Below are 22,914 nucleotides of genomic sequence, written 5' to 3'. Positions count from 1 at the left end.
TACGTTTAAACTAGATTGGTTTGATTCGGGTTTACCGATTAGCGAGAAGCCGTTTGGTAAGCGCCAGACTCGAAGATGAAGACGTATTCTTTGTCAGAGTCTTTGAAATCACTTTCGTCTATACCGAATGCGTCACTGAGTGAGCTGGCGTTGTCATCCAAAAATGAATTGAACTCACTTGGAGCCTCGAAGGTCGCCCAACCTTTGAATTCGGAGGCTTTGGAACTTAGTGTAAGTCCTTCGTTGCTCCAGATCGCGCAAGCATCACCTTTATGATCGTGCTCCGTTTCCTGAGTTGACGATTCGATCGAAGATACGGGTACAATGGTGTTTCCTCCGTTACGGGCGTTCTCGAGGACGAGGAACTCGACTTTGCCCGAGCTTGTGTCAGCGATCGCGTCGGAAACGGTGGCTACTTTCTTACCGTTTTTGTCCTTAACGCTTTTGTCCTTAAGTTCGCTAATCCGCACGCGGCTGTCTCCAAGACTTATAATTCGATCTTGGCTTGGCTTGTCGCTGCGACCGTAGCCGCTCGGTACCGCTTGTTGGCTTTCGTGTACGGTTGGGACCCTTGTGTATGGGACTGTGTATGCGAAACCGTAGTACGTACCTGTCACTGGCATGGAAGCTTCAGCAATACTGTAACTGTCGCTCATTCGCTCCCGGTTTCGATTGATATAGACGTTTGGGTCTTCTTCGCGTCGGTAGTCTGCTAGATCCTCGAATTTGTCCTCAGTCATACTGAGTACGACATGATCCCCCATCCACCAGTTGGCGCCGTCGTCCGGATGGGGGGAGTCTGTATCTGCGTGATACTTGATAGACTTGACTGGGATGACGGCGTGGTCGCCATCGAACCAGTTGTCCGTGCGTACGACGAGATAGTCGGCTTTGCTGCCCTTGCTGTCCACGATGATGTCAACAACCTTACCGAGCCTATCATCAAGGTGATTGACCACTTCGACCCCTTTCAGTTCGGTTCCGGGGAGCTCCTGTCCGTCAATCTCGACAGTTTGGTTTTCCAAATCGTCTGAGTCCTCATTGTAGCGGTACTGCCGCACTCCCGAGCTCTCTTGCGGAGCATCATCGGTGTTTGCGAGCTGACCGTCAGTGTGCTCGTCGGCTGAGCGATTAGTGATGACCGAGTGGTAGCTTAGGTTTTTATCGAAGACATCAGCTTCGTCTAGTTCGAGGACTGAGGCGAGTTCGCTGGCTTGTTGTTCTAAATATTCTTCGAGGTCGGTTCCTCGCTTGAAAGTGGCGATTTGGTCGAATTGATCTTCCTCCATGTTGAGGACGAAAATCCCACCTCGCAGCTTTGCGAAAAAATTGTCGCGAAGCTCAGCGTCCGCTTGTTCCAATGAACCTACGGGAATGACGGCGGTACGTCCGTCGAACCACTCGTCTGTTGAGATGATGACGTGTGTTATCGTTCCGTCGATCTCGCTGTAGACTACATCCTCGATTTCACCCAAGTTCTGCACGTCTCGATTTACGACATTGGCTCCGCTGACTTCGTCGACTTTAAGTTTAGAACCACTTATCTCGACCATTCTCTGATCGGCGTCATTCTGCGTCGCATCACGGTCGGTATTCTTGGCGTATCCTGCGGACATTGTGAGGGGAGCGAGCAGCAGGCTGGCCGCAATTGCGACGATACTCGTCCGGTTTCGTAAATTCTTATTTTTCATCTTCCTTCTCGGTTGGTTGTTACGTAGGTCTATCTTTACGTGTCTAACCGCAGGTGTCGTGCCAATCCGATTGTATTAACTCTAGATGAGTATGCAACTGTCAGGTAGGCAAACGGATAGGTGTCTTTTGGTTTGGTCCCTTCTAAATCTAATGGGCGTTCAGAAGGGGTCAAATTGCACAACGATCCACTCACGTGCTACTTCTGCATTCGGGTGTAGGAAAACATGATTTAGTCTTTTGCAGATCGCATGGTGAAATGTGCCATATGCAATAAGGATCGGAAAAATTAGAATCCATTCAAACAAGGCCCGCTGCTAAATAAATAGCGGCCAGCACTCGATGTCCGCAAGGTGTCGATGACTTACATCGAGGTCGATTAAACTCAAGTTGGCATAGATAAAGCGGGGCTGGACTCGTTATGAACATAATAAACCGAAGGGATAAGACGATTATGAAGAACGAAAATAAAGACATCAATCAGAGCACGACCGATAGAGGAATTGTTGAAGTCGGAGCCATCGCAATTGCATTGTCGCTCGTTGCGCCGTTCAGCCTCGCGAAAACATCTGATGAGGACTACAAGGAGAGTAGATCGGAGGAGCTCCAGTACCCCATGGAAGCTGAGAAAAGGATGGCTAAGTCTTTGCGCGCTGACAAGCTGATGGATGTCTCTTACTGGGAGGGGATGAGAGTTTCATCGAGCGATGGCGAGGCCATCGGTCGCGTGCAAGATGCAGTCCTAGACTTGGAAACGGGTGAGGTGAGCCACATTCTCCTAGATAATCAAGGTATGTTTACGGGATCTCGATTGCTAGCAGTGTCCGAGGTAGGGCATGGCGTTGGAGAGAGCGAACTGCAGTGGTCTGGGAGTGCTACCGAATACGAGGCTGGCCCTATGTATTCAAAGTCTAGTGACAAGGGAAACAGTAGCCTAATTGAATCAAACCCGGCTACCGATATGAAGAAATCTGATCAAAGGGGCCTCAGCGCGAACCAAGTGTTCTGCTCTGACCTCGTAGGCCGCGATGTCGTGAGCTCGAGTGGTGATGAGATCGGTGAAATCGAAAGCATCATACAAATTCCGAATACCCTAGATGCCTACGCCATTGTCGAAGATCTAGAGACTGATGACTGGGATTTTAAACCTAATGTTGAGAAGGTTGCTCTTCGCGTTCCATCCCTTATGGTAAGTGATGAAGTTGTTGAGCTGTCGGTTGCCGGTGGCACTCCAGATTTCGAGTCCGCCCCGATTGTCAAGGATGGCGATGTGGACCAGTGGTACTTGCACAATGGTTATGACATTATCGTGATTTCAGAGGATACTGATGAATATGCTGCCCGCTAGGGGGTGAGATTCTCATAAAGCTGAAAGAAACTGAATTTCACAACAAAGGTGCCGGCTCTAGAGTCGGCGCCTTTTCGCGTGCAGGACCTCGACTCCGGATGGCGCGGGCTGTGCAAAGGGTCAGACGAGATAGGTTGATAGACCCGTGTTATTATGACTGAAACGACTGAGATGGCGACGCTGTTCGAAGCCTTAAAACTGCTACGCCGCTCGCGGCTCGATGAACCACTGGGAGAGCTCTCTAATGGAGCCTTATATCGCATCGCTCAGCTGAGGCCCGAATCCGAGGAATCTTTGCCGGATGACTTTGGTCTCGGCTCCTTGGACTATGGAGCACGGGGAGATATTGTTTCGTTAGTTAAGCTATTTTCGCCGGGTCGCACGCACGAAAGTGCGAATGCCGTGGCTCGACGCAAGATTGAGGAAATCGAGGTCAGCCTTTATCGATTGTTAATCGGTCATCTCAAAAGTCGTTATGGTGAGAATTGGTGGTTCAGCGGAGTCCCAGAATCGATTCGCGTGAAAGCCTCTCAGTTGTACGAAGAAAGTGAGGGTCAGATCGAGAAGGAGACAGCCCTCTATTTACGTGATCTCAAAGAGGTCGCCCTTTCGGAGTGGGGCGAGGTCAAGGACCAGGTGGCGTCGCCGCAGGAAAGCAAGCGTGGCTTCGCCTCTCGAGTTGATCGCTTGCTCGAGCTCCGAAACCGTCTCAGTCATCCAATTCGATTAAAGGATAATCCGTTATCTGAAGAGGAGTTGGAGGCCCTCGACGAATGGTTAGAGGTGTTGGAGGATTACGTATCGCGGGAGAGTGAAGCGAGGCGTGCTAGATAAGAGTCCAGAACAAGTTGAAAAGGTTGAAGGTAACTACGGTTGGGGGCTCGCAGAGTGGAAAGGGTTAAGAAAGTGTTTAAAGTAATTTGGGCTGTGGCCAAATCTTGTATGGCGGACGGCACTCCGCGTCTCTCCGCGGCGGTAGCTTTTTACACGGCTCTGTCTCTGGCTCCGCTGCTCACAGTAGTGATCACTATCCTAGGCTTTGTACTGGGCGATGAAGCGGCTCGTGGACTTCTCGCGAACGAGATAGCCAATGTAACGGATCGAGAGTCTGCGGAATTCATACAATCGATCATTAGCAACGCTGAAGGCTGGGGTTCAGGTTTACTTGGTGGGTTGCTGAGCGGAGCGGTCTTGCTGTGGGGCGCGACGCGTTTATTTTACGAGATCCAAGAAGCGCTTGATATGATTTGGAACGCGAGGGGCGATGGGAATTCAATAAAGGTTGCTCTCACTCGACGCATTATAGCGCTGGGGATGTGCCTTGTCGTAGCTTTTCTGCTCCTCGTATCGCTGGGTCTACATACAGCTCTTGCGTATGTGGTAGACTCGGTTCGGGTTGATCTGCCGGGAGAAGATTGGCTTTGGTTAATAGTGGGATTCGTAACTTCTTTCGCAGTAGTGGCCGCACTCTTCGCCGCACTTTATAAGTGGCTTCCCACGGTAGAGGTCTCCTGGCGTATTGCGTTTTGGAGCGCTGTAGTAGCCGCGGGTTTATTTGGCTTAGGTCGGGACGCTTTCAGTATCTATCTGTCTCGCCAAGACGATCTCAAAGGTGCGGCGGGTTCTTTAATTGTGGTCCTTCTGTGGGTCTACTTCTCTGCTCAAGTATTTTTTGTGGGAGCGGAAGTGGGCAAAGTGATAAAGTCGCGCGCGGAAGATTGAATGGGCGAAGTGACTCTTTGGATAAGAATCTTTAACGCCCCGTTTCGTTGTGGCGCCGCGTGTGACGATGGCGAAGGATTAGGTTGATTTGGTACTTTTCGAACCGTCTTGAATTGATGCTTCACTGGGGACAAAAAATAGAGTGAATCCATGATGACATGGGATTCACTCTATTGGTGCTCAACTGATGAATGAGTTACGCACTGCAGTGCTGCTTTAGTTCAGAAATATTGCGAAGGACATTTCCCTTTAATTCTACGATCGCTTCTCTTGTGGCATGGTCGATAGTTTCCAAATCCGAGAAAGCTTCGTAAATGTACTCGAGCAGTTTTGTTTCACCCCGAACGGCCTCTTCATATATTGCTTCCGAAGAGTTGCTGTCGGTGAAAAGATCTTTGACTGAAATGAGGGCTCGGTGGGTAGCACCCTTTACAGATCCGCTGGTCTCAGCATTTTCGCCAATACACTGAAGCCTTTCGTTTAATGCGTCGAGCAGGGGTTCGCGTGTTGTTTTCATTGCTAGGAAACGTTGTGTGTCCGCCTCTGGTGAGACGCTGCCAGCAGCTTTTTCGAAACCTTTAAGTGAGTCGTTAACGTGTGATGCTAGCTGTTCTAGTTGTGAGCTTAGGTTTTTATGTAAGTCAGTTGTGTTCATTTTTTATGTATTATGAGTTATGGTTCTTTAGTTGATTTGCATAAATGCATGTGATGAATTCTGGATCAGAAAGACCACACCCGTTCGAGACGGGTGTGGTCTTCGATGTCTAACTGTAAGGTTTTAGCTGAGCAGGTGCTTACCAAGCTCTACATTAGCCGAGCCTAGAATCTGTAGGCTGCACCAAATGTGAGGCTGTCTGAGTCGACTTCGCCTGGCTCCTCGAAATTGTCCGCGTCGCTCAAGTCATACTCATTGTTAGCGTATCTCGCTTTGACGCTGAATCTTTCGGTGACAAACCACTCCGCGAATATGCCCGCGCCGTCGCGGATCGCAGTTCGCGCTGTGAGGTAAGGACGCCCGCCTAGGTCGTCCGCATCAGAGTAGGAAATTCCGAAACCGAGCTCTCTGTTCGGATAGTAAGTAGCCTTAAAGCCGTAGACTTCCCCGCTGCTTTCAAGGCCCTGGTCGTCGAGTTCGTCGAATTGGGAGACTTGTAGGTCGATAAAATACAGGTTGCCTTCGAGGCTGAACCCACTCGAGTCGGTTAACGCGGTATAATGACGAAAGGTTACGCCGATGGTATCGCTTCCTGATTCGAGGAGGGATGCTTCTACTTGGTTCTCGTAGTCGACTTCCGAGTACGCGAGTCCAAGCGTGGTGTTTTCGGCTACGTATTTGCCGATTTCCGCGGAGTATCCGTCAAAGTCAGGTTGATAGCGGAAAATGCCGGAAGTGAAATCTCCCGAAACGTCGGTATCGGCGTTGATATAGCCAAGTTTTCCATACCATCCCGAGTTGGGACTGACCCAGAGGCCGTTTATCCGGTAAGCGTCGAGGTCTACGACATTATCGATGTCGTCGTCGAGTTCGCGGATGTTTAGCTGGAGGTCTACTAAGGAAGACCTTTGCGTGAAAGGCAGCTCGCGAAGCGCTGCTCCGCTGTTAGCAGTCTCTATCGGTGCAAAGTAGAGGGTAGCTCCGAAGTCGATATTATCTTCGTTGAGTTGCGAGTCTTCGAGGTCGGTATCCCGAGTAGTGTATTCCACGTCCGTCTCTAGAAAGTAGGAACTCGTTTGAGCTAGGCAAAAGGGCGATGCGACAAGGGCCGCAAGTGTAGCGATGTATTTGGATTTCATTTACGGTATAGTTAGTAGTTCGTTAGTAGTGTTTGGTTCGCAGAGCGTATTTGCAGACGTCGCGCCAATTCTCGTTTTGCCCGATGCTCACCGATATTGACGATTCCTTAAGTCACTGTAGATTAAGCAGAAGGAAGCCTCATAGGTGTGGGTTGGGACTCTCGAGAGAGATCGCTGAAAGCGTAGATGAGAGACCGATATCGTTCGTTTCTCTCAAAATGCCATGGTCTGGCTGCAGGATGCATTTACCGTGTATATGCCCATTTTACGTTAGGCTTTTGAAGAGTGTTGTATCTTGCACTTTGAGACTGCAGTGTGCCGCTTATGAAAGTTGGCCACTGGAAATTGGTAGGTTTGGTAGGGGTTATAATAGCTGTGTTAGGGGGTGTTACGGCTCTCTTCGTGCGAGAGGGTACGGGGGGAACGTTAAGAGACATCTGTCAGTCGATTCTGAATTCGGAATTTATGTCTCACGGGCACTGTTACCTTTGGGAGCCAGGTCTGGTCTGGCTCCATGTCGGCTCCGACTCGGTGATAGCTTTAGCCTATTTCTCTATCCCGGTAACGTTGATGGTCTTCATTGCGAAAAAGCGGAAGACGTTCATCCGCAGTGTGGTAATTCTATTTGGACTGTTTATATGCCTGTGCGGTTTTACGCACCTGTTTGCAGTGTATAATGTGTGGAATGGAGCGTACTGGTTGTCGGGCTCTGTAAAAGCGGCCACCGCTGCGGTTTCTCTGACTACGGCTTTATTTTTGATTCGTTCTTTACCGGTCGCTCTCTCCATACCATTTCCGGACGAGTATAATAAATTGGCGAGTGAACTGGGTACCGAATCCGAGGGTAGAGTAGAGGCTGAGAGGCGTTTGCGAGCGCGCATGGAAGTGCAAACGCAGCAGCTCTGGCGAAGTAACAGCCGTTGGAAGCTGCTGACGGAGTTTGTGTACTCTGTGGTTTGGGTCACGGATACGAATGGCAAGGTGAGTCAAGAGATGCCTAGTTGGGAAGCGTTCACGGGCCAGACTCACGCCGAGTACAAGGAGTGGGGCTGGCTAGACGCGATCTTGCCGTCCGACCGTGTAGCGCTAGCCGAGCATTGGAAAGAGTGTGTGCGCGATGAACAGCCTTATGAATTTGAAACGCACCTTTGGAGCGAGGAACGTAACGCTTATGTTCCGATCATCACGAAAGGGATGCCGATTCGTGATCAGAGCGGCGAGGTCCATGAGTGGTTGGGAGCGATCTATGATCTGTCCGCGATCAAGGAGCAGGAGGTTGCCCTCGCAAGTACATCTAGACGTTTGGAGGCTAAGAATAAGCAGCTTGAGGAGTTCAACCACGTAGCTTCGCACGATTTGCGCGAACCACTGCGCAAGGTTCAGGCATACGGCGATTTGCTGGAAGAGGACTTTGCGGGGGATTTGCCAGAGGAAGCAGTCCGCTACATCGGGATTATGAAAAGCGCTGCGAATAGGATGTCGGGGCTTTTGGACGAGATGCTTGAGTATTCGAAGGTTTCCAGCGTCGATTTGCGTATTGAAAAACTGGATCTTAATTCATTGCTGCGCCGTGTGCTGGAAGATTTAGAGATGGCGGTGACTGAAGCAAATGCGGTCGTTCGATTGGGTGAGTTACGCACTGTGGATGCTGATGCATCGCAGCTTGAGCACGTTTTTCAGAATTTGCTTGGCAATGCGATTAAGTACCGGTCGCCGGAGCGGCCCGTTGAGATCCAAGTCGACTTCGAGCGCTTGAGTTCGGATGAGTTGAACCAGCGTTGCCAGGTTAGCATTCGAGGGCAGGGGCCTTGGGCGGTGATCTCTGTCGTTGATAACGGGATCGGGTTCGATCCGCAGCATGCGGACCACATCTTGGGAGCGTTTAAGCGCTTGCACGGCAGGAGCGAGTATGAGGGTTCTGGTATGGGATTAGCCATTTGCAATCGCATTGTAGAGCGTCACAATGGCCTCCTTAAGGTAGATTCTGTCGAGGGAAAAGGTTCGACATTCAGAGTTATTCTACCGGTCATAGATCATGCCGATAGTATTGAATCTCGAGCATGAGCGAAGTGAGAAGTAACATTATAATTGTAGACGACGATTCGGAGGATGTTGAGCTCCTCTCGCGCGGCCTCAAGGGGGCTTCATCGAACTACGACATCGTTCACTTGTCCAACGGGTTGAATCTCTTGGATGAACTTGAGAAGAGAGCTACTGGCTTGTCTGGAAGGCTGCCTGACCTCATCTTACTCGACCTTCAGATGCCGGTGATGGGGGGCGAGGAGACTCTTGCCGCGGTGAAGTCCGATAATCGTTTTAGGTCGATCCCGGTGATCATATTGAGTTCAACGAAAAGCCAGAGGGACATCGACGCTTTGTATCAGCTAGGAGCGAACTCCTTCTTGTCGAAACCAGATTCTCTGGAAGGCTACAGCAAGGCGACGCGTCTAATCGATTCTTACTGGTTGCAGCTGTCGCAACTACCGAGACATTTATCATGATCGAGGAGGCACAATTGGATTCGCTGGTAACGCGAGGGCTGAAAATCCTGCTCATCGAGGATGACGAGGAGGACAGGTTCCTCATAGAGAGGATTCTTAGGCGGTCTACGGGCGACCGGCATTCCATCGATTGGATTTCCTCATCGACTGAGTTATCGGACCGATTGAGGGAGGTACAGTATGACGCGATTTTGCTAGACTATTATCTCGGCACGAAAACGGCCGAAGATTTAGTGGCGGAGCTGACTGCTCAGAGTGAGAGCACGGCTATAATCGTATTGACGGGCAAGGACGCGTCCGGGGCTGACGAAGCGGCGTTCGGGATGGCGATTGATTTCTTCCTCAGTAAGAGCGATCTGTCTCCAGGTGGGATTGACAGAGCGATCAGGTACGCGATACGGAACCGAGACCAACAGGTGAGGTTGCGAAACTTTTCACGTCTCGTAGCCCATGATTTGATGGGGCCTGTCGGTAACGTCAAGAGCGCCGCAGAGACCCTGTCTCTGGTGTTGCCAAGTTTGGAAGGAGACTCGAAGGAGCTTTTGGATGTATTGTGCAGCGACTGTGAGAACCTGATGTCGACTTTGTCCGCATTGCACGACTTCTCCATGTCGCAGGCCGGTCAGCTGAGTGTAGAAGCCTGTTCGTTGGAGGGCATATTGGAGAGCGCTTTGAGCAATCTGAATATGGCTGATGTTATTACGGATGGCAGAGTCTTCAGCGATTCGCTACCGCAAGTCTCAGTGGATCCGAAACTATTCACGCACGTATTTCAAAACCTGATACAGAACGCTTTGAAGTATAATGCTAGCAAGGAGCCGCGATTGCGCATTAGCGCGACGATCGGCTCTACCGGCTGCGAATTGCGTTTTAGCGACAACGGTATCGGAATCGCTCCGTCCAAAATATCGGCAGTTTTCCGTCCCATGTACCGACTGCACGGAGCATCGGAATACAAGGGAACGGGACTCGGCTTAGCGGTGTGCAAAGAAGTGGTGGAGCGTCACGGCGGTCGTATTTGGGCGGAGTCGAGCGGGGTGGAAGGGGAAGGGTCCACGTTCATTATTCGCTTGGCCGGCACCTCCGCCACTTGAGCGAGCCACGGAGGCGGACCTCAAAGTCGTCTGGCCTGTTGGACGCGTGAAGCGCCTCGCTAGCCGCACAGAGCGTAGGAATCTTCGCGACGTTCGTCTTTCTGAGGTTCGGAGCTTGCGGCCAACTCTAGCTCTAGCCCTTCAGCTAGCACGGCGCTAGCAGCCCGCCAAGCTTTCAGCTGACTATTGTCCAGGTTTAGCTCTCCTTTGTAGCCCTCGAGCACAGCCATCAATTTGGCGTCACTTTTATGAAGGTAGCCAAAAACGAGTGTTTCTCCTATGCCAAAAACCCGAGAACGCGGGTCTTGAGCGAAGGGTCCTGTGTCTCTTTGGTTCCGAGCGGTTTTGTGCAGTCCTTCCCGTTCCAGTTCTTGGAATAGGTGTCGCTCGAGCACAGTGTAGACGAGTCGCATCTCGGCGAGAGCTCCCGCCTTTGGCAGGTGCCTGAATTCATAGTAAGCCTTTCCGAATGCCTCCTGTCCTGTCCGAAGGGAGGCTAGGGCGTCGTTGATCAAGTCGGTTCTTGGGTGATCCAGCTGTTCGGTGTTCATGCTGCGGCTCCACGCATTTAGCATGCCAGTCTCTCTTCAGGATGAGTAGGGGGAGGCTTCGAAGAACGAGTCTATCGCATCTCGGATAGTGGACGGAAGGGGTGGCTTGGGAAGAAATTGAGTGAGGGGCGATGGAGTAAAATTGTTCGGTGGCTCGTAGGCGACTATCAGCAAGGGAATCTTTGGGTGGTGTCTGCGGATCTGTTCAGTTAGGGCATCGCTATCCATTTCGATGAGGTCAGGGTCAATAACGATAGCATCTACCGGGTTGTTTCTCAGGCTAGAGAAGACTCCGGTGGCGGACTGTTCTGTAAGCGTTCGATACCCGTGTGAGACGAGGGCAAGGCTAAACGTGTAGAGCGTCGAGTAGTCCGCATCGACAATGAGTACCAAACGTTTTGCGGTGGTTTCTTTCGTCAAGGAAGGAAGGTGCATTCTGCACTTTTGCGCTGCAATTTGCGGGAATAGTGTTCTTGAAGTAGTTCGCAAGAACGTGGATTTCGCGAAGATGGTCGAGGTAAGTGCGGCACGCAATTCGCCGCTTATCGGCTGATCGGCCTAATGGAAATTCGTTGCGGACACGGGTGCCAGTCCCTCAAGAGGGAGAGTGAGAGTGACGCGTGCTCCGTGGTGTCCGTCCGCTCCTACTACATCGAGTCGTCCACCGAGAAGGTTCGCCAGGCGCTTGGCGATAGAAAGCCCGAGACCTTCTCGCGAAGCCTCCAGCGGGTCAGCCCGATGTTCGAGTGTTCTTGTGCGGTGCGGGCGATTCATCTCCAGTGGCTCAGAGGCATCCCCGTTGGTTCCGACGTGAGTAGAGTTGGCAAAGGAGGCTTTCACCATTTGCATGCCCAAGGGCATGGATGCCGGCGTGGGGGTAGGGCTGGAGTGGTTTTCGATACGCACGTAGAAGCGTGCCTTGTCTGAACAGGATCCCCAGCGGACGGTGATCGAGCCTTTCGTTGTGAATTTCAACGCGTTATGCAGCAGATTTTGCAAAATGCGGGTGAGTTTCGCGGAGTCGGTTTCGATGCGTAGCTTCTTGCATCCCGACATTTCGAGGTCGATGGACTTCTCCCTAGCGAGGATTAGGTAAGGCGCCAAGGTGTCGCGCATCAAATCGACGAGATCCAAGGTCTCGAAATGGAGTTTTGCTTGGCCTGCTTCGAGGGTAGCTTGAAGCTTTACGTCCTCCAAGATATCGACCGCTTGTCCGAGCCCTTGGGTTAGGGGGCCGAAGAGCTGAGATAGCGATTCGTCCTCCGAGCGATTCTGGAAGACATGCGTAATGCTAGAGAGAATACCCAGGTGGCCGACGAGATCGTGTCCTGCGTCGCGGTAGAGGGCCGTTTGTCGGCTGTAGATTTCCCTTAGGTCCTGTACGGTGTTTCGAAGGTCTATGGCGTGGCTTCTCGCTTCCGCTTGCCGTATCTCCTCGAATTTAGCGACACTTTGGTTGACGCCTTCGGCTATGAGATCTGCGAGTAGGTCGGCAGCCTTGGCGAAGGCGGGTTCGATTATTTCTGGGTCTCTCGACACTGCTTTTGTTATTGATCGGAGGATGGCGCAGCGGAGGTGATTCCAGTCGCGGACGAGCTCGGTCATGCTGAATCCTTGTTGCCAGCGGCTAAGCCCGTGTTTCTCGAAAGGATTGGATCGAGCGAGTCGTTCTGGGTCGGTCATGCCATCTCGATATCGACGGAGTTCTTCGTCGAAGAGGTCCAGAACTTGTGGAACATGATCGAAAAATTCGCGTCGGGAGAGGCTCGTCATTACCTCCAGTTCAGCATCACCGAGCGCTCGCTCTTTCCAGTCGGATAGGACTTCTCGGCGATTCTGGAGAAGGTAGTCCGCCAAATGGCATAGGTTTTCTGAGTTCTTCTGAATGGTATTCTCCTGCATGGTCGTCGAATTTGCAGAATGCATGCCTAACCCCAGTAACCCGATATTAGCGCGAACCTGATGAAAGCTTATAAAGTTGGTATAGTAGACGATCACCCTTTCGTCGCTCGTGGTCTGGAAGCTATGTTTGCCCTGGACGGTGGACTCGTTACTGCTTGGGCAGCGTTAGACTACGATGAGGCTGCTGAGAGACTCTTGTCCTCACCGGTGGACATCGTGGTAGTTGATATTAAAATGGGAGATGCGGCTACCGGGCTTCGCGTCTTGGAGCGAGTCGCTGAGTTGGGAGGCAAGACGGCCGCCGTAGTGCTCTCGGCCTATGCTCCCGCTCGTTTGGTGCGGGCGGCTCACGAGCTGGGCGCTCGCGGATTTTTCTCTAAGAATCAGGACGGCGAGAGCTTGATAGCGGCCCTCAAGGAAATCTGTTCTAAGAAGGGAAATGCCTTCTACGGTCCTTACGCGGAATACGCTAGACCGAACTTATATCTGGATATCAGTTCTCGCGAGAGGGAAGTGATGGTATTGATCGCGAAAGGGAAGTCCAATTCGGAGGTGGCCCGTGAGCTCGGTCTGAAGGTTGGAACCGTAAAGACTCATTTAGAGAGCATATATAAAAAACTGGGAGCGACAAACCGGACTGAAGCGATGCGAGTAGGTCTCGCCGAAGGGCACTTCTATCTGGAAGAGTTACTGTGAGTTGCGAATTGCATTAAACGGGTGGCAGTCGGTGCACTTTGCATTTAAATATCGTATATATTTTTCCATTTGCCTGCGGAAGTACGATTGGCGCGGATCTTGAAGGGGCTGAAGTATGGTTAAAAAATCTAATACATTCCTTTTGAGTCTTCTCGCCGTTATTGGCTCTGCCCTCTTTTTCGTAGGTTGTGCTGACGACAATGATCTCGAAGATGCGGCTGAAAGTACCGGTGACGCGATCGAAGACGCTGCTGACAACACTGGGGACGCAGTTGAAGATGCTGCGGACGAAGTTAAGGACGCGACAAACTAATCGCTGCGCTCGGAATCGAGCCTGCAACTTTGAAACGAGGACGCCTCTTCGAGCACACGCTCGAAGAGGTGTTCTTTTTGCTTATTACGCCGCAGCCTTTGCGCGGTTGGTAGGAGCCAGTGGTACACAGGTTTTGCGGTCGAAGCTGCCACATATAAATGCCGAGGGTGCTTTTTGCCACTCTGCATGGCGCTTCTAGCATCCTTGTCACCGATGTGGGCTGCATGGCTAGGAATGGGGTTGTCGCGGCATGCTTTCTGCGATTGGGCGTTTATGCTGTTCCTGCATCTGCTGCTCTTCGTTTATTCCCTGCTTTTTAGTTTCTCGGCTAATCAGTCCGAAGGGGTGGGTGCGACCGGTACTGCATCAGGCGAGCTTGGTTTCGGTGAAGTGGTTGGAGCCGTGGAAGAGTACCTCGATGAGTTTGGTTTTGCTGTCGTGGCGAAATCGATGAAACTCAGGCTTTCGAAGGTCAAGAGGCTCAGGATCGCGTTATATACTACGTTCTCGTTGGAGTCGACCGGACTGACAGAAACGGTTCGAGAGAGCGAGCTTCTCAGTACACAATTTTGGTAAGGAGAGCAGAATCTGGGTCGGCGATGTTGTCTTATAGAAGTGAGACTGGGAGCGAAATTACCATTCGCGGGGACCAGGATTTGACCCGCCCGAAAATACGCTCTGCAGTAGCGAGATTATACGGTGAAGCCACCGAATCAAGCAGCGATTTGAGACTGACTAGGGGCCTGTCGAGTATCTGAGCGACCAATAAATCTCTCAGTTCGACATTTTCACATTTATAGAGTTGTTAATTCCTATTTGGTGCAGCTGCTGCGTTTCATCTCAGGATGGCAGCTAGTGAGAACAGGCAAGCGCCCAGTAGCCTCGGAGAAATGCTTGATGGTTTGTCTGCGGCATCACAGGAACAGGAATCTGTTACCATGGAGGCGATGATGGAATCCGTTGGACGCCGCTCCTTCGGTCCAGTTGTCCTAATGATCGGGCTCATTGCGATGTCACCTTTGAGCGGCATTCCGACACTGCCTTCGATTCTAGGTGTAATGGTTGTTTTGGTAGCGGGCCAGATGGTGGTAGGGCGTAGGCGCTTTTGGGTGCCGAAACGACTCCTGCAGAGGTCAATCGCTTCGAAAAAATTAAAAAAGGGTTTGGGCGTTTTGCGACCGGTGGGTCGATTTATAGATCGTATATTGAAGCCGCGATTGACGTTTCTGACGAATGGATTAGGTGCTCGGTTCATGGCTATATTGTGCGTCTTGGTCGGGGCTACCATGCCACCGTTGGAGCTATTACCATTCTTGGCAACCACTGCGGGTGCCGCCCTAAGCTCGTTCGGCCTTGCGATGATTGCTCACGATGGAGTCCTCGCTTTGCTGGCGATCGCGGCTACTTCAGGAGTCTTCTACTTAGCAGCCAGTGAGTGGCTTTTTTGATAGCGAGGTTTCCGATTCTTGCTCAGCAGTCTATGCGGATAGCGTGGTTTACTTTTCCTAATGCGCATACGGTGTTATTTTAGTTCTCTATTTACTCCTCGAGGTTTCACGCCAACTACCATTCGAACTTCCTTGGCTCTGAATTTGCGATAGCACTGATCCGTGAATGAGAATGAAAGAAAATTGGCTGGTGTATCGGTCTGTAACGATCTCCTGCGTCGCGAATTGGCTGCTGTCGAGGTTTACGGTTTAGCAGCGAAACTTTTGGATGATGATCTAGGGGAGAATTGTTATGGATTCCTGCAAAACGCCCATCGAGAGAATGCCAATATCCCTGTAGAGCAGGTCGAGAAGCGATCCGGAGTGCCCGGCTTGGCGACGGTTGGTTGGGATCGACCGCGAAATGCGATTCTTTGTGCCGCGACGATTTATGGTAGTGAATCACCACCGTCTCACCTATCAAATTTGGAGCGCGAGATCGTAGAAGCGTACCGCGCAGCGAGTAGTTTTGTAGAGTCCGATGAAGCGCTTCAAAGTCTTTTGGCGAACGATATCCTTGTAAGAACTTTGGAGACTCGTAATGCTTTGCAAACTAAGTGCTCTTTAGAAAAAGTATTATTTGCCGAAGCCTTCACATTGAAGGAAGAGCCAGTATCGCATAACACGGTAGTGTATCAAAATTGAGGAGAGGACTGCTCCAGCGTTTTCCTACTCAAAGTTTCCACCTTCGTTCAACCAAGTACCCAAATAGGTTTATGACTATATTCAATCGCAGCAACTCTTCCTTCTCATCTTATTTCATTGTCTATGCTGTCTCGCTTGGTGCCGCTCTTATCACTGGGTGTTCACCGGAGAGCGACGGGCAACCCGACAATATAAAAGAGAAAAATGCTGGCGTGGCTTCAGTTAGGCGTATTGCAGAGGCCCATATATCACCAACTGAAGGGCATGAGTCCGAAGGAGTTGTTACCTTCATCGAAGAGGTGGGAGGCATTCGAGTGATTGCTGATATACGTAATCTTTCTATCAATGGCAGGCACGGTTTCCACATCCATGAGAACGGAGACTGTTCCGCTCCCGACGCAAGTTCAGCTGGAGGACATTTCAATCCTAGTGGAGAAGATCACGCGGGGCCGGATGACAGCCGGCGGCATGTTGGGGATCTCGGCAATTTGGAGGCGACGGAAGCCGGCAGCGCTATGTACGTGCGAGTCGATGAACATCTATCTTTTGACGGATTGAATTCTATCATCGGAAAGGCGGTGGTCGTTCACGACAGTGCGGACGATTTCAAGTCGCAACCTTCAGGTGCGGCCGGGGCGCGTATCGCTTGCGGTGTGATCGAGTGGACCGAGAATTTTTCGAAGTAGGATTTTAGATTCCTAATAGTATCATGGCGCCTCGAATCGAAAAGAAGGGGCCACAATAAAACCGCAGCGTAGAGCTGCGGTTTTTTCGCTTATTTGCGGGTGGATTATGTATCCGCGGTTTCTAGCTCAGGATTGCGCTTTCGTTTGCGGTACAAGGTAGTCTTGTTGATCCCCAAAATCTCTGCAGCGTCCTGATAGCTATGAGCACTGCTCAACACCCCGTTAATGTGGGCCTCTTCGACCTCCTCCAATGTAAAGCGACCTCCGATGGCGATGTGGGTTCTGCTGGTTCTGCTGTCTGGCGAATGAGATCCGACTTCTGCAGGCAGGTCTTCTGGCTCGATGACGCCTCCGTCGCAAAGGATAAGGCTGCGCTCTATCACATTGTGCAGCTCTCTTATGTTTCCCGGCCAAGAGTAACGACGGATAGCGCTGATGGCGCTATCGGAAAAGGTGCAGGTGCTGCGTCCTTGTCGTCTGGCGTGGTGCTGCAGGAAGATTTGCGCTAAGTCATGTATGTCTTGAGGTCGCTGGCTAAGGGCAGGCATCACGATGGATATCACGTTTAGGCGATAATATAAATCCTCTCGAAAGAGTCCTTCTTGCGCTTCCTGCTGCAAGTCTTTGTTGGTCGCGGCGATGATGCGTACATTGCCGGTTCGAGTCTTTGTTTCTCCGACGCGTTCATACTGACGTTCTTGTAGGAAACGCAAGAGCTTCGCCTGGATTTCTAGAGGCAAGTCGCCGATTTCATCGAGGAAAAGAGTACCACCATCGGCAGCTTCGATTTTACCCCAGGTATCTTTAACGGCTCCGGTAAAAGCACCCTTCACGTGCCCGAATAGTTCACTCTCCAATAGCTCTTTTGAAAGGCTGGGACAGTGCACGACGACGAAGGGCTTGTGGGCGCGCTTGCTGAGGTTGTGGATTCGTTTGGCCAAGACGGTTTTACCTGTTCCGCTAGGTCCTAGAATGAGGACTGTAGCGTCGGAAGGGGCAGCCCTTTCGGTGAGGCGGTAAATCGATTGCATGGACTTGTCCTGCGAATCGAAGACGCTCGGCGGCACTGATTCTGAGACCTCAGATTGCAGCTCTTCTACCTTAGACTCGAGAGATAGGCTTTTGCCAACGCGGTCGAGCGCCTGACGTATTTGTTCGGGAACGAACGGTTTAAGGACATAGTCGAATACGCCTTTCTTAGTCGCTTCGATCGCTGTAGAAATTGACGAAAAAGCGGTGAAGATGATCACCGGAGTATCGAAGCCTTCGGAACGAATCTTGTCGTATACTTCCAAGCCATTCTCCGGTCCGAGTCGCAGGTCGAGGAAGATGACGTCGACCTTGTTGTCTTGGAGCTTCTTGACGGCTTGGCTGCCGCTGTAGGCAGAGAATGCCTCGTGGCCCATGGCGCGGAGGGCGATGGAGGTCGTCTTGTGGATATTGGCTTCGTCGTCGACTATCAGAACTTTCATGTATGGGAAGATTGGGAGAATAATGAGTTAAAGCGCACCGCTGACTCTCGTCTGCGGCACGCTATAAACTGGGTCCATTGTTCTTTCAAATGGAGCTTAGCGTGGTGGTGAATCAACGAGGATTCTTTCCGCGTACGGCGCCCGCTACGAATGATACGATGAGCAGAACGAGGAAAACGAAGAATAGGATTTTCGCTACGCCAGCGGCAGCCCCGGCGATTCCGGTGAATCCAAGGAGGCCGGCGATGATCGCTACGACTAGGAATGTAAGTGTCCAAGATAACATATTTTAGTGGGTTGAATTTTTTTTGGTTCGAGAGGGTATTTGCCATTTCCGTGCCAACTCGTTAATTCGGGAGGTGTTCAGCGTTCCTGCGGTGGTGCGCGTGGAGATTTTCGGTGTACGGCTTCATCCTGCGAATGAGGAGTGGCTCCGCTGGGTGCAATATTAAAGGTGCAAGTTGCACCATCTTAGTGCAAAATGCTACACTTTTAAGTGTAAAGACGGATGGACAAGGGGGTAGGATTCCGTTGATGTTTTGGACTAACGAACATGAATAAAATATCGGAAATACTATCGGAAGACGTTTCAGGAATACTGGCGGAATGGATTTCTTTACAACGTAATGATGAAGGAAATTCATTATCAATTTCAGAGGATGAGGTCGTCTCGCAATCGACTGACTTCCTGAAGTTGTTCGCTAAGGCGGTTGAGTCTGGAAAGAATGACATAACTGATCCGGCGTGGGACGAGACCTTGTCAATGCTTCGTGAGGTTGCTCTCTACCGCGCTCAGCGCGGTCTGAAGCCAGCGGAGTCCGCCAAGTTTGTGCTGTCTCTTAAGGAGGCGCTCTTCAGCCGCTTGCTGAAGACCAAGAAGAGCGAGAGCCTCCTAAAGGATCTATGGAGCGTCACTCTGTGTGTTGATAACCTTGGCTTGTATGTGATGAGTATATTCATCGAGAAGCGTGAGGACATCATCGAACGCCAGCAGGAGGAGCTGTTGGAGGTCTCAACTCCGGTCGTGGAATTGTGGGAGGGAGTCCTGGCGTTACCTGTCATCGGTACCTTGGATAGTGCTCGGGCCCAAGTCGTCATGGAGGGCTTGCTAGAGGCGATCGTCCAGTTCGAGGCTAAGATCGCCATCATCGATATTACGGGCGTTCCAGCGGTGGATACGCAGACAGCTCAGCATCTACTCAAGACTGTCACCGCTGCAGAGTTGATGGGAGCGGAGTGCTTTGTGAGTGGCGTGCGCCCTCAGATTGCTCAGACGATCGTTCAGTTGGGCTTGGACCTTGGGGGCATGCAGACCAAGGGTTCTTTAATGAGCGCTTTCCAGCAATCGCTGAGACAGCTAGGCCTGAGTATACAGAAGATCAGCCTGTAGAGGTTATAGGGTTAACGCGACAACGGATGCAGAGTAACATTCCAATTTTAAAGTTAGGCGATTATCTACTGGTGACGATCCAAATGGACGTGCACGACAGGGCTGCATTGCAGTTGCAAGACGATTTAACTGCCGAAATATCGAAGCGAGGTTCCAAGGGCGTGTTGATCGACATTTCGACTTTGGAGGTAGTGGACACCTTCATGGGTCGTGTTTTGTCGGACACTGCGGCGATGGCGAAAGTGCTGGATGCAGAGACTGTCGTAGTGGGCATGCGTCCGGCTGTTGCTATTACCTTGGTCGAGCTAGGTCTCTCACTTCCTGGCGTGGTAACTGCTTTAAACTTGGAGCGCGGGATGGAGTTGCTAACGCAGCGCTTGGGACGAAAGGTTAATGGGTAACGACGGGAGCTTCAGGGAATCTATTTCTCTTCATAGTGACAGAGATGTCAGCAGAGCACGTGTATTGGTGGCTCAATGGGCTAGCCAACAGGGCTTCAGCGTGGTGGAGAGGACCAGAGCGATGACTGCTGTCAGCGAGATCTCGCGTAATTGCGTGATCCACGGCGGTGGAGGCACGATGTATGTCAGTACTCTTTACAACAATGGATCACCGGGATTCAGGATTCAAATCGTCGATCAGGGCCCAGGTATTGAGAATTTGGAGCTTTCGATGGGGCGTGGTTACAGCACGAGAGGAGGCTTGGGATTGGGCTTGGACGGTGCTCGCAAGCTTTGCCGTGCGTTCAGGGTGGAGAGTAATGCGGGTGCAGGTACCACCGTCACCCTAGATTACTGGCGATGAGTGCAGTGGTTTTTATCGAAATAGAGGACAAAAGTCGCATCTCGCAGTGCCGCCGGAGGGCTAAGGTGGCTGCCAAGGAAATGGGCTACTCCGAGGTGGACCGCGAGCGCGTGAGCATCGCCGTGACAGAGGCTGTTTCAAATGTCGTGAGACATGCTGGAAGGGGCTTTTTTCTGATGCAACCGATGAAGCTGAGCGAGAGTGGGGGCGACGAGCTCGCGGTTGTAGTTTGGGATGAAGGCCCTGGCATCGCCCACATCGGACAGTGCATGAAGGACGGTTATTCGACTGCGGGCGGCCAAGGAATTGGCTTGGGCGCCATGAAACGCTTGTCCGACGTCTTCGAGCTATATCTGCCTCAAACGGGTGGGCTGGTGGTCGGGATGAGTTTCAGTGGAGGGGGCGATTTGAAGTCCATACAGCCGCCGAGAGATGCATTGTGGGACATTTTCGCGACCTCCTTGGCGAAGCCGGGGCAAAGTGTTTCAGGAGATGCTTGGGCGATTGAGAGCTGGGATCGGGGATTGAAGGTCCTCTTGGTCGATGGTTTAGGTCATGGACCCAAGGCACACCAGGCGGCAACGCGTGCTGTAGACTGTTTCGCAACGGTACGAGACTTGGAGGGTGAGTCCATAATGCTTGCCCTGAATGAGGCCTTAAAGGGAACGCGTGGCGCAGTAGCTGCGGTGGCAGAAGTAGACAATGTCGCGGGTTCTACTCGCTTTACAGGCATGGGCAACATCTTTGGCCGACTTATTAACGGTACGGAGACGTCCCAGTTAACATCGGTTAGCGGAACGGTGGGTTACAACATGAGGAATCCGCGTAGCTTTGAGTATCCGTGGTTTGAGGACAGTATGATAATTTTGCATTCAGATGGCGTAGGAAGTAGGTGGGATCTGGGAAAGTTTCCGGGAATCTCGTATTCGCGGAGCTCGATCATCGCGGGCGCGCTCCTGCGAGGATATCGGAAAGTTTCGGACGATAGTTCGATCGTTTGCATCAAGTCTAATTCGAAAGGGGTAGGTGGTCGTAGCACTGTCAGTAGGAATGCCACATAAAGCCGCTAGCCGATATACTATCGTTTCTTCGTTGATTGAAAGCGAGGAGGACCTCGCTGCGAGCCGTCGTTGGGCGAAGCTGATCACGGAGAAGCTAAAACTCGACACTTCGACTAGAACGCGCCTCTCAACAGCTGTATCGGAGGTTACGCGTAACGCATTGAGCTGCGGCGGAGGGAAGATAGTCTTCCAGCTGGATATCATAAGCGATCCCCAGGAGCTCGCGGTTTTCATAGAAGACGATGGCATCGACCACGAAGAGTCTGAGCCGCGCGTTTGGACGCGAAAAGGGCTGGACGATGGGCTCAACGGTAGCCGCAGACTTGTTTCCCGTTTAGAGGTCGATTCTTCTGGTGGAGGTACGCTTGTGAAGCTGTACTTGACCTTGCCGAGCTCTGTGGGGCGGCTCAGCCTAGCGGATGCGAGCGGTATACGTGACGAGATTCTCAGCTCGGGCGAACTCAATCCCGTTGCAGAACTAAAGCGCCAAAACCAAGAGCTTCTCGCGTCCCTGCAGCTCATCGAGGAGCAAAAACAAAAGCTTGCCCGCTTCAATGACGAGCTTCGTGAGAGCGAAGAACGCCAGCGTCGCACCGCAGAGAAGATGCAGGCCATTTTAGAGAATTTACCCGATTCGATTGTGCTCTACGGACCTAATTGCGAGTTCGAGTACAGTAATGGCCCTGCGAAGACTCTGGCGGAACTGGGAAATTCGAATGTTCCTTTTGGTCTGGATACCGTATTTGAAGAGGCGATCAAGTCGGGTAAGGACTTCTTTTCGAACGATCCCGGAAGCCTTTTGCAAAAGAAGGTTAACGGCGAAGACCGCTATTTTTCACCTCGAGTCGTCAACTTGATGGGAGATCAAGAGACGACACGCGGCGCCTTGTTGCTGCTTAGGGACGTTACGGATTTAAGACTCATCGAAGACCTCAAGACCGACTTGCTGGGGACGTTGAGCCACGAAATTAAAGGACCAGTCACCTCAGTCAGAATGGCGGTGATGCTCCTCCTTGACAAGGCCTTGGGCGAGTTGAATTCGGACCAGCGAGAACTCGCAGAGACGGCGAAATCAGAGATTGAGCGACTTCTACGGTTGCTTAACAATTTGCTCGATATTCAAAAGTATTCTAAAGATGGATACAGTCTGCAGCGCGTGTATTGCTCAGTCTCAGATTTGGTTGCCCGTTCTATAAGCGAAATGCAGCGCGAAGCGGAGAAACGAAACATCTCGCTGATAGACCTCACTGGATCCTGTAGTTCGGTTGAATTATACGTCGACTTGGAGCGTACGTTGTATGCTCTGAACAATTTAGTTTCAAATGCGATAAAGCACTCCGACGCAGGTCAAGCAGTCGACCTGACCGCTGAAATGGATGCGGCTGGCAAACTGCTTCGAATCGGTGTCAGAGACGAAGGGGTTGGGATCGCGAAGCGATATCACCAGTTAATCTTCAATCGATACGCTAAGGCTCCTGGTAATCGGAGGGCGGGGATCGGCTTGGGTCTCACCATTGCTCGAGATTTTGTGAGAGCACATGGTGGCGATGTGAGGTTGGAAAGCGAAATAGGGGTGGGCAGCCATTTTTATATCGAGCTACCGATCGAATCGAAGCCGGTCCTGACGGACTAGGTCGAGAACGCATAGCATCTTATTAAAATGGATTCGGGATAGGGAAGTCACGGAGAGGTTACGCGCCAAATGAAGGGCCGAATCTTATTGGCGGCATGGTAATCATTTCCAAACGCAGAGTCGGCG

The 22,914-nt window shown here is 51.5% G+C and carries 25 protein-coding genes; 17 read left to right on the top strand and 8 right to left on the bottom strand.

The genetic code is table 11. The features are described 5' to 3' along the window. Positions 1-38: 38 nt before the first annotated feature. Entirely contained in the window at positions 39-1,691 is a 1,653-nt protein-coding gene (locus QEH53_RS18695; protein WP_309024740.1) for a PRC-barrel domain-containing protein, read from the bottom strand. A gap of 452 nt (positions 1,692-2,143) precedes the next feature. Here QEH53_RS18695 and QEH53_RS18690 point away from each other — a divergent pair, with 452 nt between their 5' ends. The 3 genes from QEH53_RS18690 to QEH53_RS18680 all read left to right on the top strand — a co-directional run bounded on the left by QEH53_RS18690 (position 2,144) and on the right by QEH53_RS18680 (position 4,759). Beyond that, complete coding sequence (locus tag QEH53_RS18690) at positions 2,144-3,037, top strand: PRC-barrel domain-containing protein (protein WP_309024739.1); 894 nt, start codon at positions 2,144-2,146, stop codon at positions 3,035-3,037. 153 nt (positions 3,038-3,190) lie between these two features. Continuing rightward, a complete protein-coding gene (locus tag QEH53_RS18685; RefSeq protein ID WP_309024738.1) occupies positions 3,191-3,871 on the top strand; it encodes a hypothetical protein in 681 nt (226 codons plus the stop codon). Positions 3,872-3,964: 93 nt separating this feature from the next. Beyond that, on the top strand, positions 3,965-4,759 hold the full coding sequence (locus QEH53_RS18680; protein ID WP_309024737.1) for a YihY/virulence factor BrkB family protein: 795 nt from the start codon (positions 3,965-3,967) through the stop codon (positions 4,757-4,759). Between the two features lie 196 nt (positions 4,760-4,955). On the opposite strand, the gene QEH53_RS18675 is transcribed toward QEH53_RS18680, so the two are convergent. Both QEH53_RS18675 and QEH53_RS18670 read right to left on the bottom strand, forming a co-directional pair. Continuing rightward, the gene (locus QEH53_RS18675) at positions 4,956-5,414 is read right to left on the bottom strand and encodes a DUF2383 domain-containing protein (protein ID WP_309024736.1); all 459 of its coding nucleotides are present in this window, start codon (positions 5,412-5,414) and stop codon (positions 4,956-4,958) included. A 164-nt stretch (positions 5,415-5,578) separates the two neighbouring features. Next, complete coding sequence (locus QEH53_RS18670; RefSeq protein ID WP_309024735.1) at positions 5,579-6,553, bottom strand: hypothetical protein; 975 nt, start codon at positions 6,551-6,553, stop codon at positions 5,579-5,581. A 465-nt stretch (positions 6,554-7,018) separates the two neighbouring features. On the opposite strand from QEH53_RS18670, the gene QEH53_RS18665 reads away from it, so the two are divergent. The 3 genes from QEH53_RS18665 to QEH53_RS18655 are packed head-to-tail and all read left to right on the top strand — an operon-like array spanning position 7,019 to position 10,148. After that, positions 7,019-8,617 (top strand): ATP-binding protein, encoded by a 1,599-nt coding sequence (locus QEH53_RS18665; RefSeq protein WP_309024734.1) that lies wholly within the window; start codon positions 7,019-7,021, stop codon positions 8,615-8,617. Then, on the top strand, positions 8,614-9,054 hold the full coding sequence (locus QEH53_RS18660) for a response regulator (RefSeq protein ID WP_309024733.1): 441 nt from the start codon (positions 8,614-8,616) through the stop codon (positions 9,052-9,054). Before QEH53_RS18665 ends, QEH53_RS18660 begins: the two co-directional genes overlap by 4 nt. Then, positions 9,051-10,148 (top strand): ATP-binding protein, encoded by a 1,098-nt coding sequence (locus QEH53_RS18655; protein ID WP_309024732.1) that lies wholly within the window; start codon positions 9,051-9,053, stop codon positions 10,146-10,148. Before QEH53_RS18660 ends, QEH53_RS18655 begins: the two co-directional genes overlap by 4 nt. A gap of 59 nt (positions 10,149-10,207) precedes the next feature. On the opposite strand, the gene QEH53_RS18650 is transcribed toward QEH53_RS18655, so the two are convergent. The 3 genes from QEH53_RS18650 to QEH53_RS18640 all read right to left on the bottom strand — a co-directional run bounded on the left by QEH53_RS18650 (position 10,208) and on the right by QEH53_RS18640 (position 12,601). Then, the gene (locus QEH53_RS18650) at positions 10,208-10,699 is read right to left on the bottom strand and encodes a hypothetical protein (protein ID WP_309024731.1); all 492 of its coding nucleotides are present in this window, start codon (positions 10,697-10,699) and stop codon (positions 10,208-10,210) included. 36 nt (positions 10,700-10,735) lie between these two features. Further along, positions 10,736-11,134, bottom strand: a complete 399-nt coding sequence (locus QEH53_RS18645; RefSeq protein WP_309024730.1) for a response regulator — start codon at positions 11,132-11,134, stop codon at positions 10,736-10,738. Positions 11,135-11,257: 123 nt separating this feature from the next. After that, on the bottom strand, positions 11,258-12,601 hold the full coding sequence (locus tag QEH53_RS18640) for a sensor histidine kinase (protein ID WP_309024729.1): 1,344 nt from the start codon (positions 12,599-12,601) through the stop codon (positions 11,258-11,260). 60 nt (positions 12,602-12,661) lie between these two features. On the opposite strand from QEH53_RS18640, the gene QEH53_RS18635 reads away from it, so the two are divergent. The 6 genes from QEH53_RS18635 (at position 12,662) to QEH53_RS18610 (ending at position 16,428) form a co-directional block, all read left to right on the top strand. Next, entirely contained in the window at positions 12,662-13,297 is a 636-nt protein-coding gene (locus QEH53_RS18635; RefSeq protein ID WP_309024728.1) for a response regulator transcription factor, read from the top strand. Positions 13,298-13,412: 115 nt separating this feature from the next. After that, on the top strand, positions 13,413-13,610 hold the full coding sequence (locus QEH53_RS18630; RefSeq protein ID WP_309024727.1) for a hypothetical protein: 198 nt from the start codon (positions 13,413-13,415) through the stop codon (positions 13,608-13,610). Between the two features lie 186 nt (positions 13,611-13,796). Next, positions 13,797-14,186 (top strand): hypothetical protein, encoded by a 390-nt coding sequence (locus QEH53_RS18625; RefSeq protein ID WP_309024726.1) that lies wholly within the window; start codon positions 13,797-13,799, stop codon positions 14,184-14,186. Positions 14,187-14,455: 269 nt separating this feature from the next. Continuing rightward, a complete protein-coding gene (locus QEH53_RS18620; protein WP_309024725.1) occupies positions 14,456-15,058 on the top strand; it encodes an exopolysaccharide biosynthesis protein in 603 nt (200 codons plus the stop codon). 162 nt (positions 15,059-15,220) lie between these two features. Next, on the top strand, positions 15,221-15,742 hold the full coding sequence (locus QEH53_RS18615; RefSeq protein WP_309024724.1) for a hypothetical protein: 522 nt from the start codon (positions 15,221-15,223) through the stop codon (positions 15,740-15,742). Positions 15,743-15,813: 71 nt separating this feature from the next. Further along, positions 15,814-16,428: a superoxide dismutase family protein gene (locus QEH53_RS18610; RefSeq protein WP_309024723.1), complete on the top strand. Its 615-nt coding sequence runs from the start codon at positions 15,814-15,816 to the stop codon at positions 16,426-16,428. A 104-nt stretch (positions 16,429-16,532) separates the two neighbouring features. Here the strand turns inward: QEH53_RS18610 and QEH53_RS18605 are convergent, their stop codons facing one another. Together QEH53_RS18605 and QEH53_RS18600 are read right to left on the bottom strand one after the other, a co-directional pair. Next, positions 16,533-17,900 carry a sigma-54 dependent transcriptional regulator gene (locus QEH53_RS18605; RefSeq protein ID WP_309024722.1) on the bottom strand — a complete coding sequence of 456 codons (1,368 nt, stop codon included), beginning with the start codon at positions 17,898-17,900 and terminating at the stop codon, positions 16,533-16,535. Positions 17,901-18,012: 112 nt separating this feature from the next. Further along, positions 18,013-18,186 carry a DUF1328 domain-containing protein gene (locus QEH53_RS18600; protein WP_309024721.1) on the bottom strand — a complete coding sequence of 58 codons (174 nt, stop codon included), beginning with the start codon at positions 18,184-18,186 and terminating at the stop codon, positions 18,013-18,015. 267 nt (positions 18,187-18,453) lie between these two features. On the opposite strand from QEH53_RS18600, the gene QEH53_RS18595 reads away from it, so the two are divergent. Genes QEH53_RS18595 through QEH53_RS18575 form a run of 5 tightly spaced genes read left to right on the top strand, consistent with a single transcriptional unit; the run spans position 18,454 to position 22,788 of the window. Continuing rightward, the gene (locus QEH53_RS18595) at positions 18,454-19,290 is read left to right on the top strand and encodes an STAS domain-containing protein (protein ID WP_309024720.1); all 837 of its coding nucleotides are present in this window, start codon (positions 18,454-18,456) and stop codon (positions 19,288-19,290) included. Positions 19,291-19,316: 26 nt separating this feature from the next. After that, the gene (locus QEH53_RS18590) at positions 19,317-19,691 is read left to right on the top strand and encodes an STAS domain-containing protein (protein WP_309024719.1); all 375 of its coding nucleotides are present in this window, start codon (positions 19,317-19,319) and stop codon (positions 19,689-19,691) included. Then, on the top strand, positions 19,684-20,094 hold the full coding sequence (locus QEH53_RS18585; RefSeq protein WP_309024718.1) for an ATP-binding protein: 411 nt from the start codon (positions 19,684-19,686) through the stop codon (positions 20,092-20,094). The genes QEH53_RS18590 and QEH53_RS18585 overlap by 8 nt, the downstream gene beginning before the upstream one ends. Next, positions 20,091-21,155: an ATP-binding protein gene (locus tag QEH53_RS18580; RefSeq protein ID WP_309024717.1), complete on the top strand. Its 1,065-nt coding sequence runs from the start codon at positions 20,091-20,093 to the stop codon at positions 21,153-21,155. The genes QEH53_RS18585 and QEH53_RS18580 overlap by 4 nt, the downstream gene beginning before the upstream one ends. Next, the gene (locus QEH53_RS18575; protein WP_309024716.1) at positions 21,145-22,788 is read left to right on the top strand and encodes a sensor histidine kinase; all 1,644 of its coding nucleotides are present in this window, start codon (positions 21,145-21,147) and stop codon (positions 22,786-22,788) included. The genes QEH53_RS18580 and QEH53_RS18575 overlap by 11 nt, the downstream gene beginning before the upstream one ends. The last annotated feature ends 126 nt before the right edge of the window (positions 22,789-22,914 follow it).

The organism is Pelagicoccus sp. SDUM812002, assembly GCF_031127835.1.
GTDB lineage: Bacteria > Verrucomicrobiota > Verrucomicrobiia > Opitutales > Opitutaceae > Pelagicoccus.
Note: the sequence above shows the minus strand (reverse complement) of the source record. Positions and strands in the feature narration are given on the sequence as shown.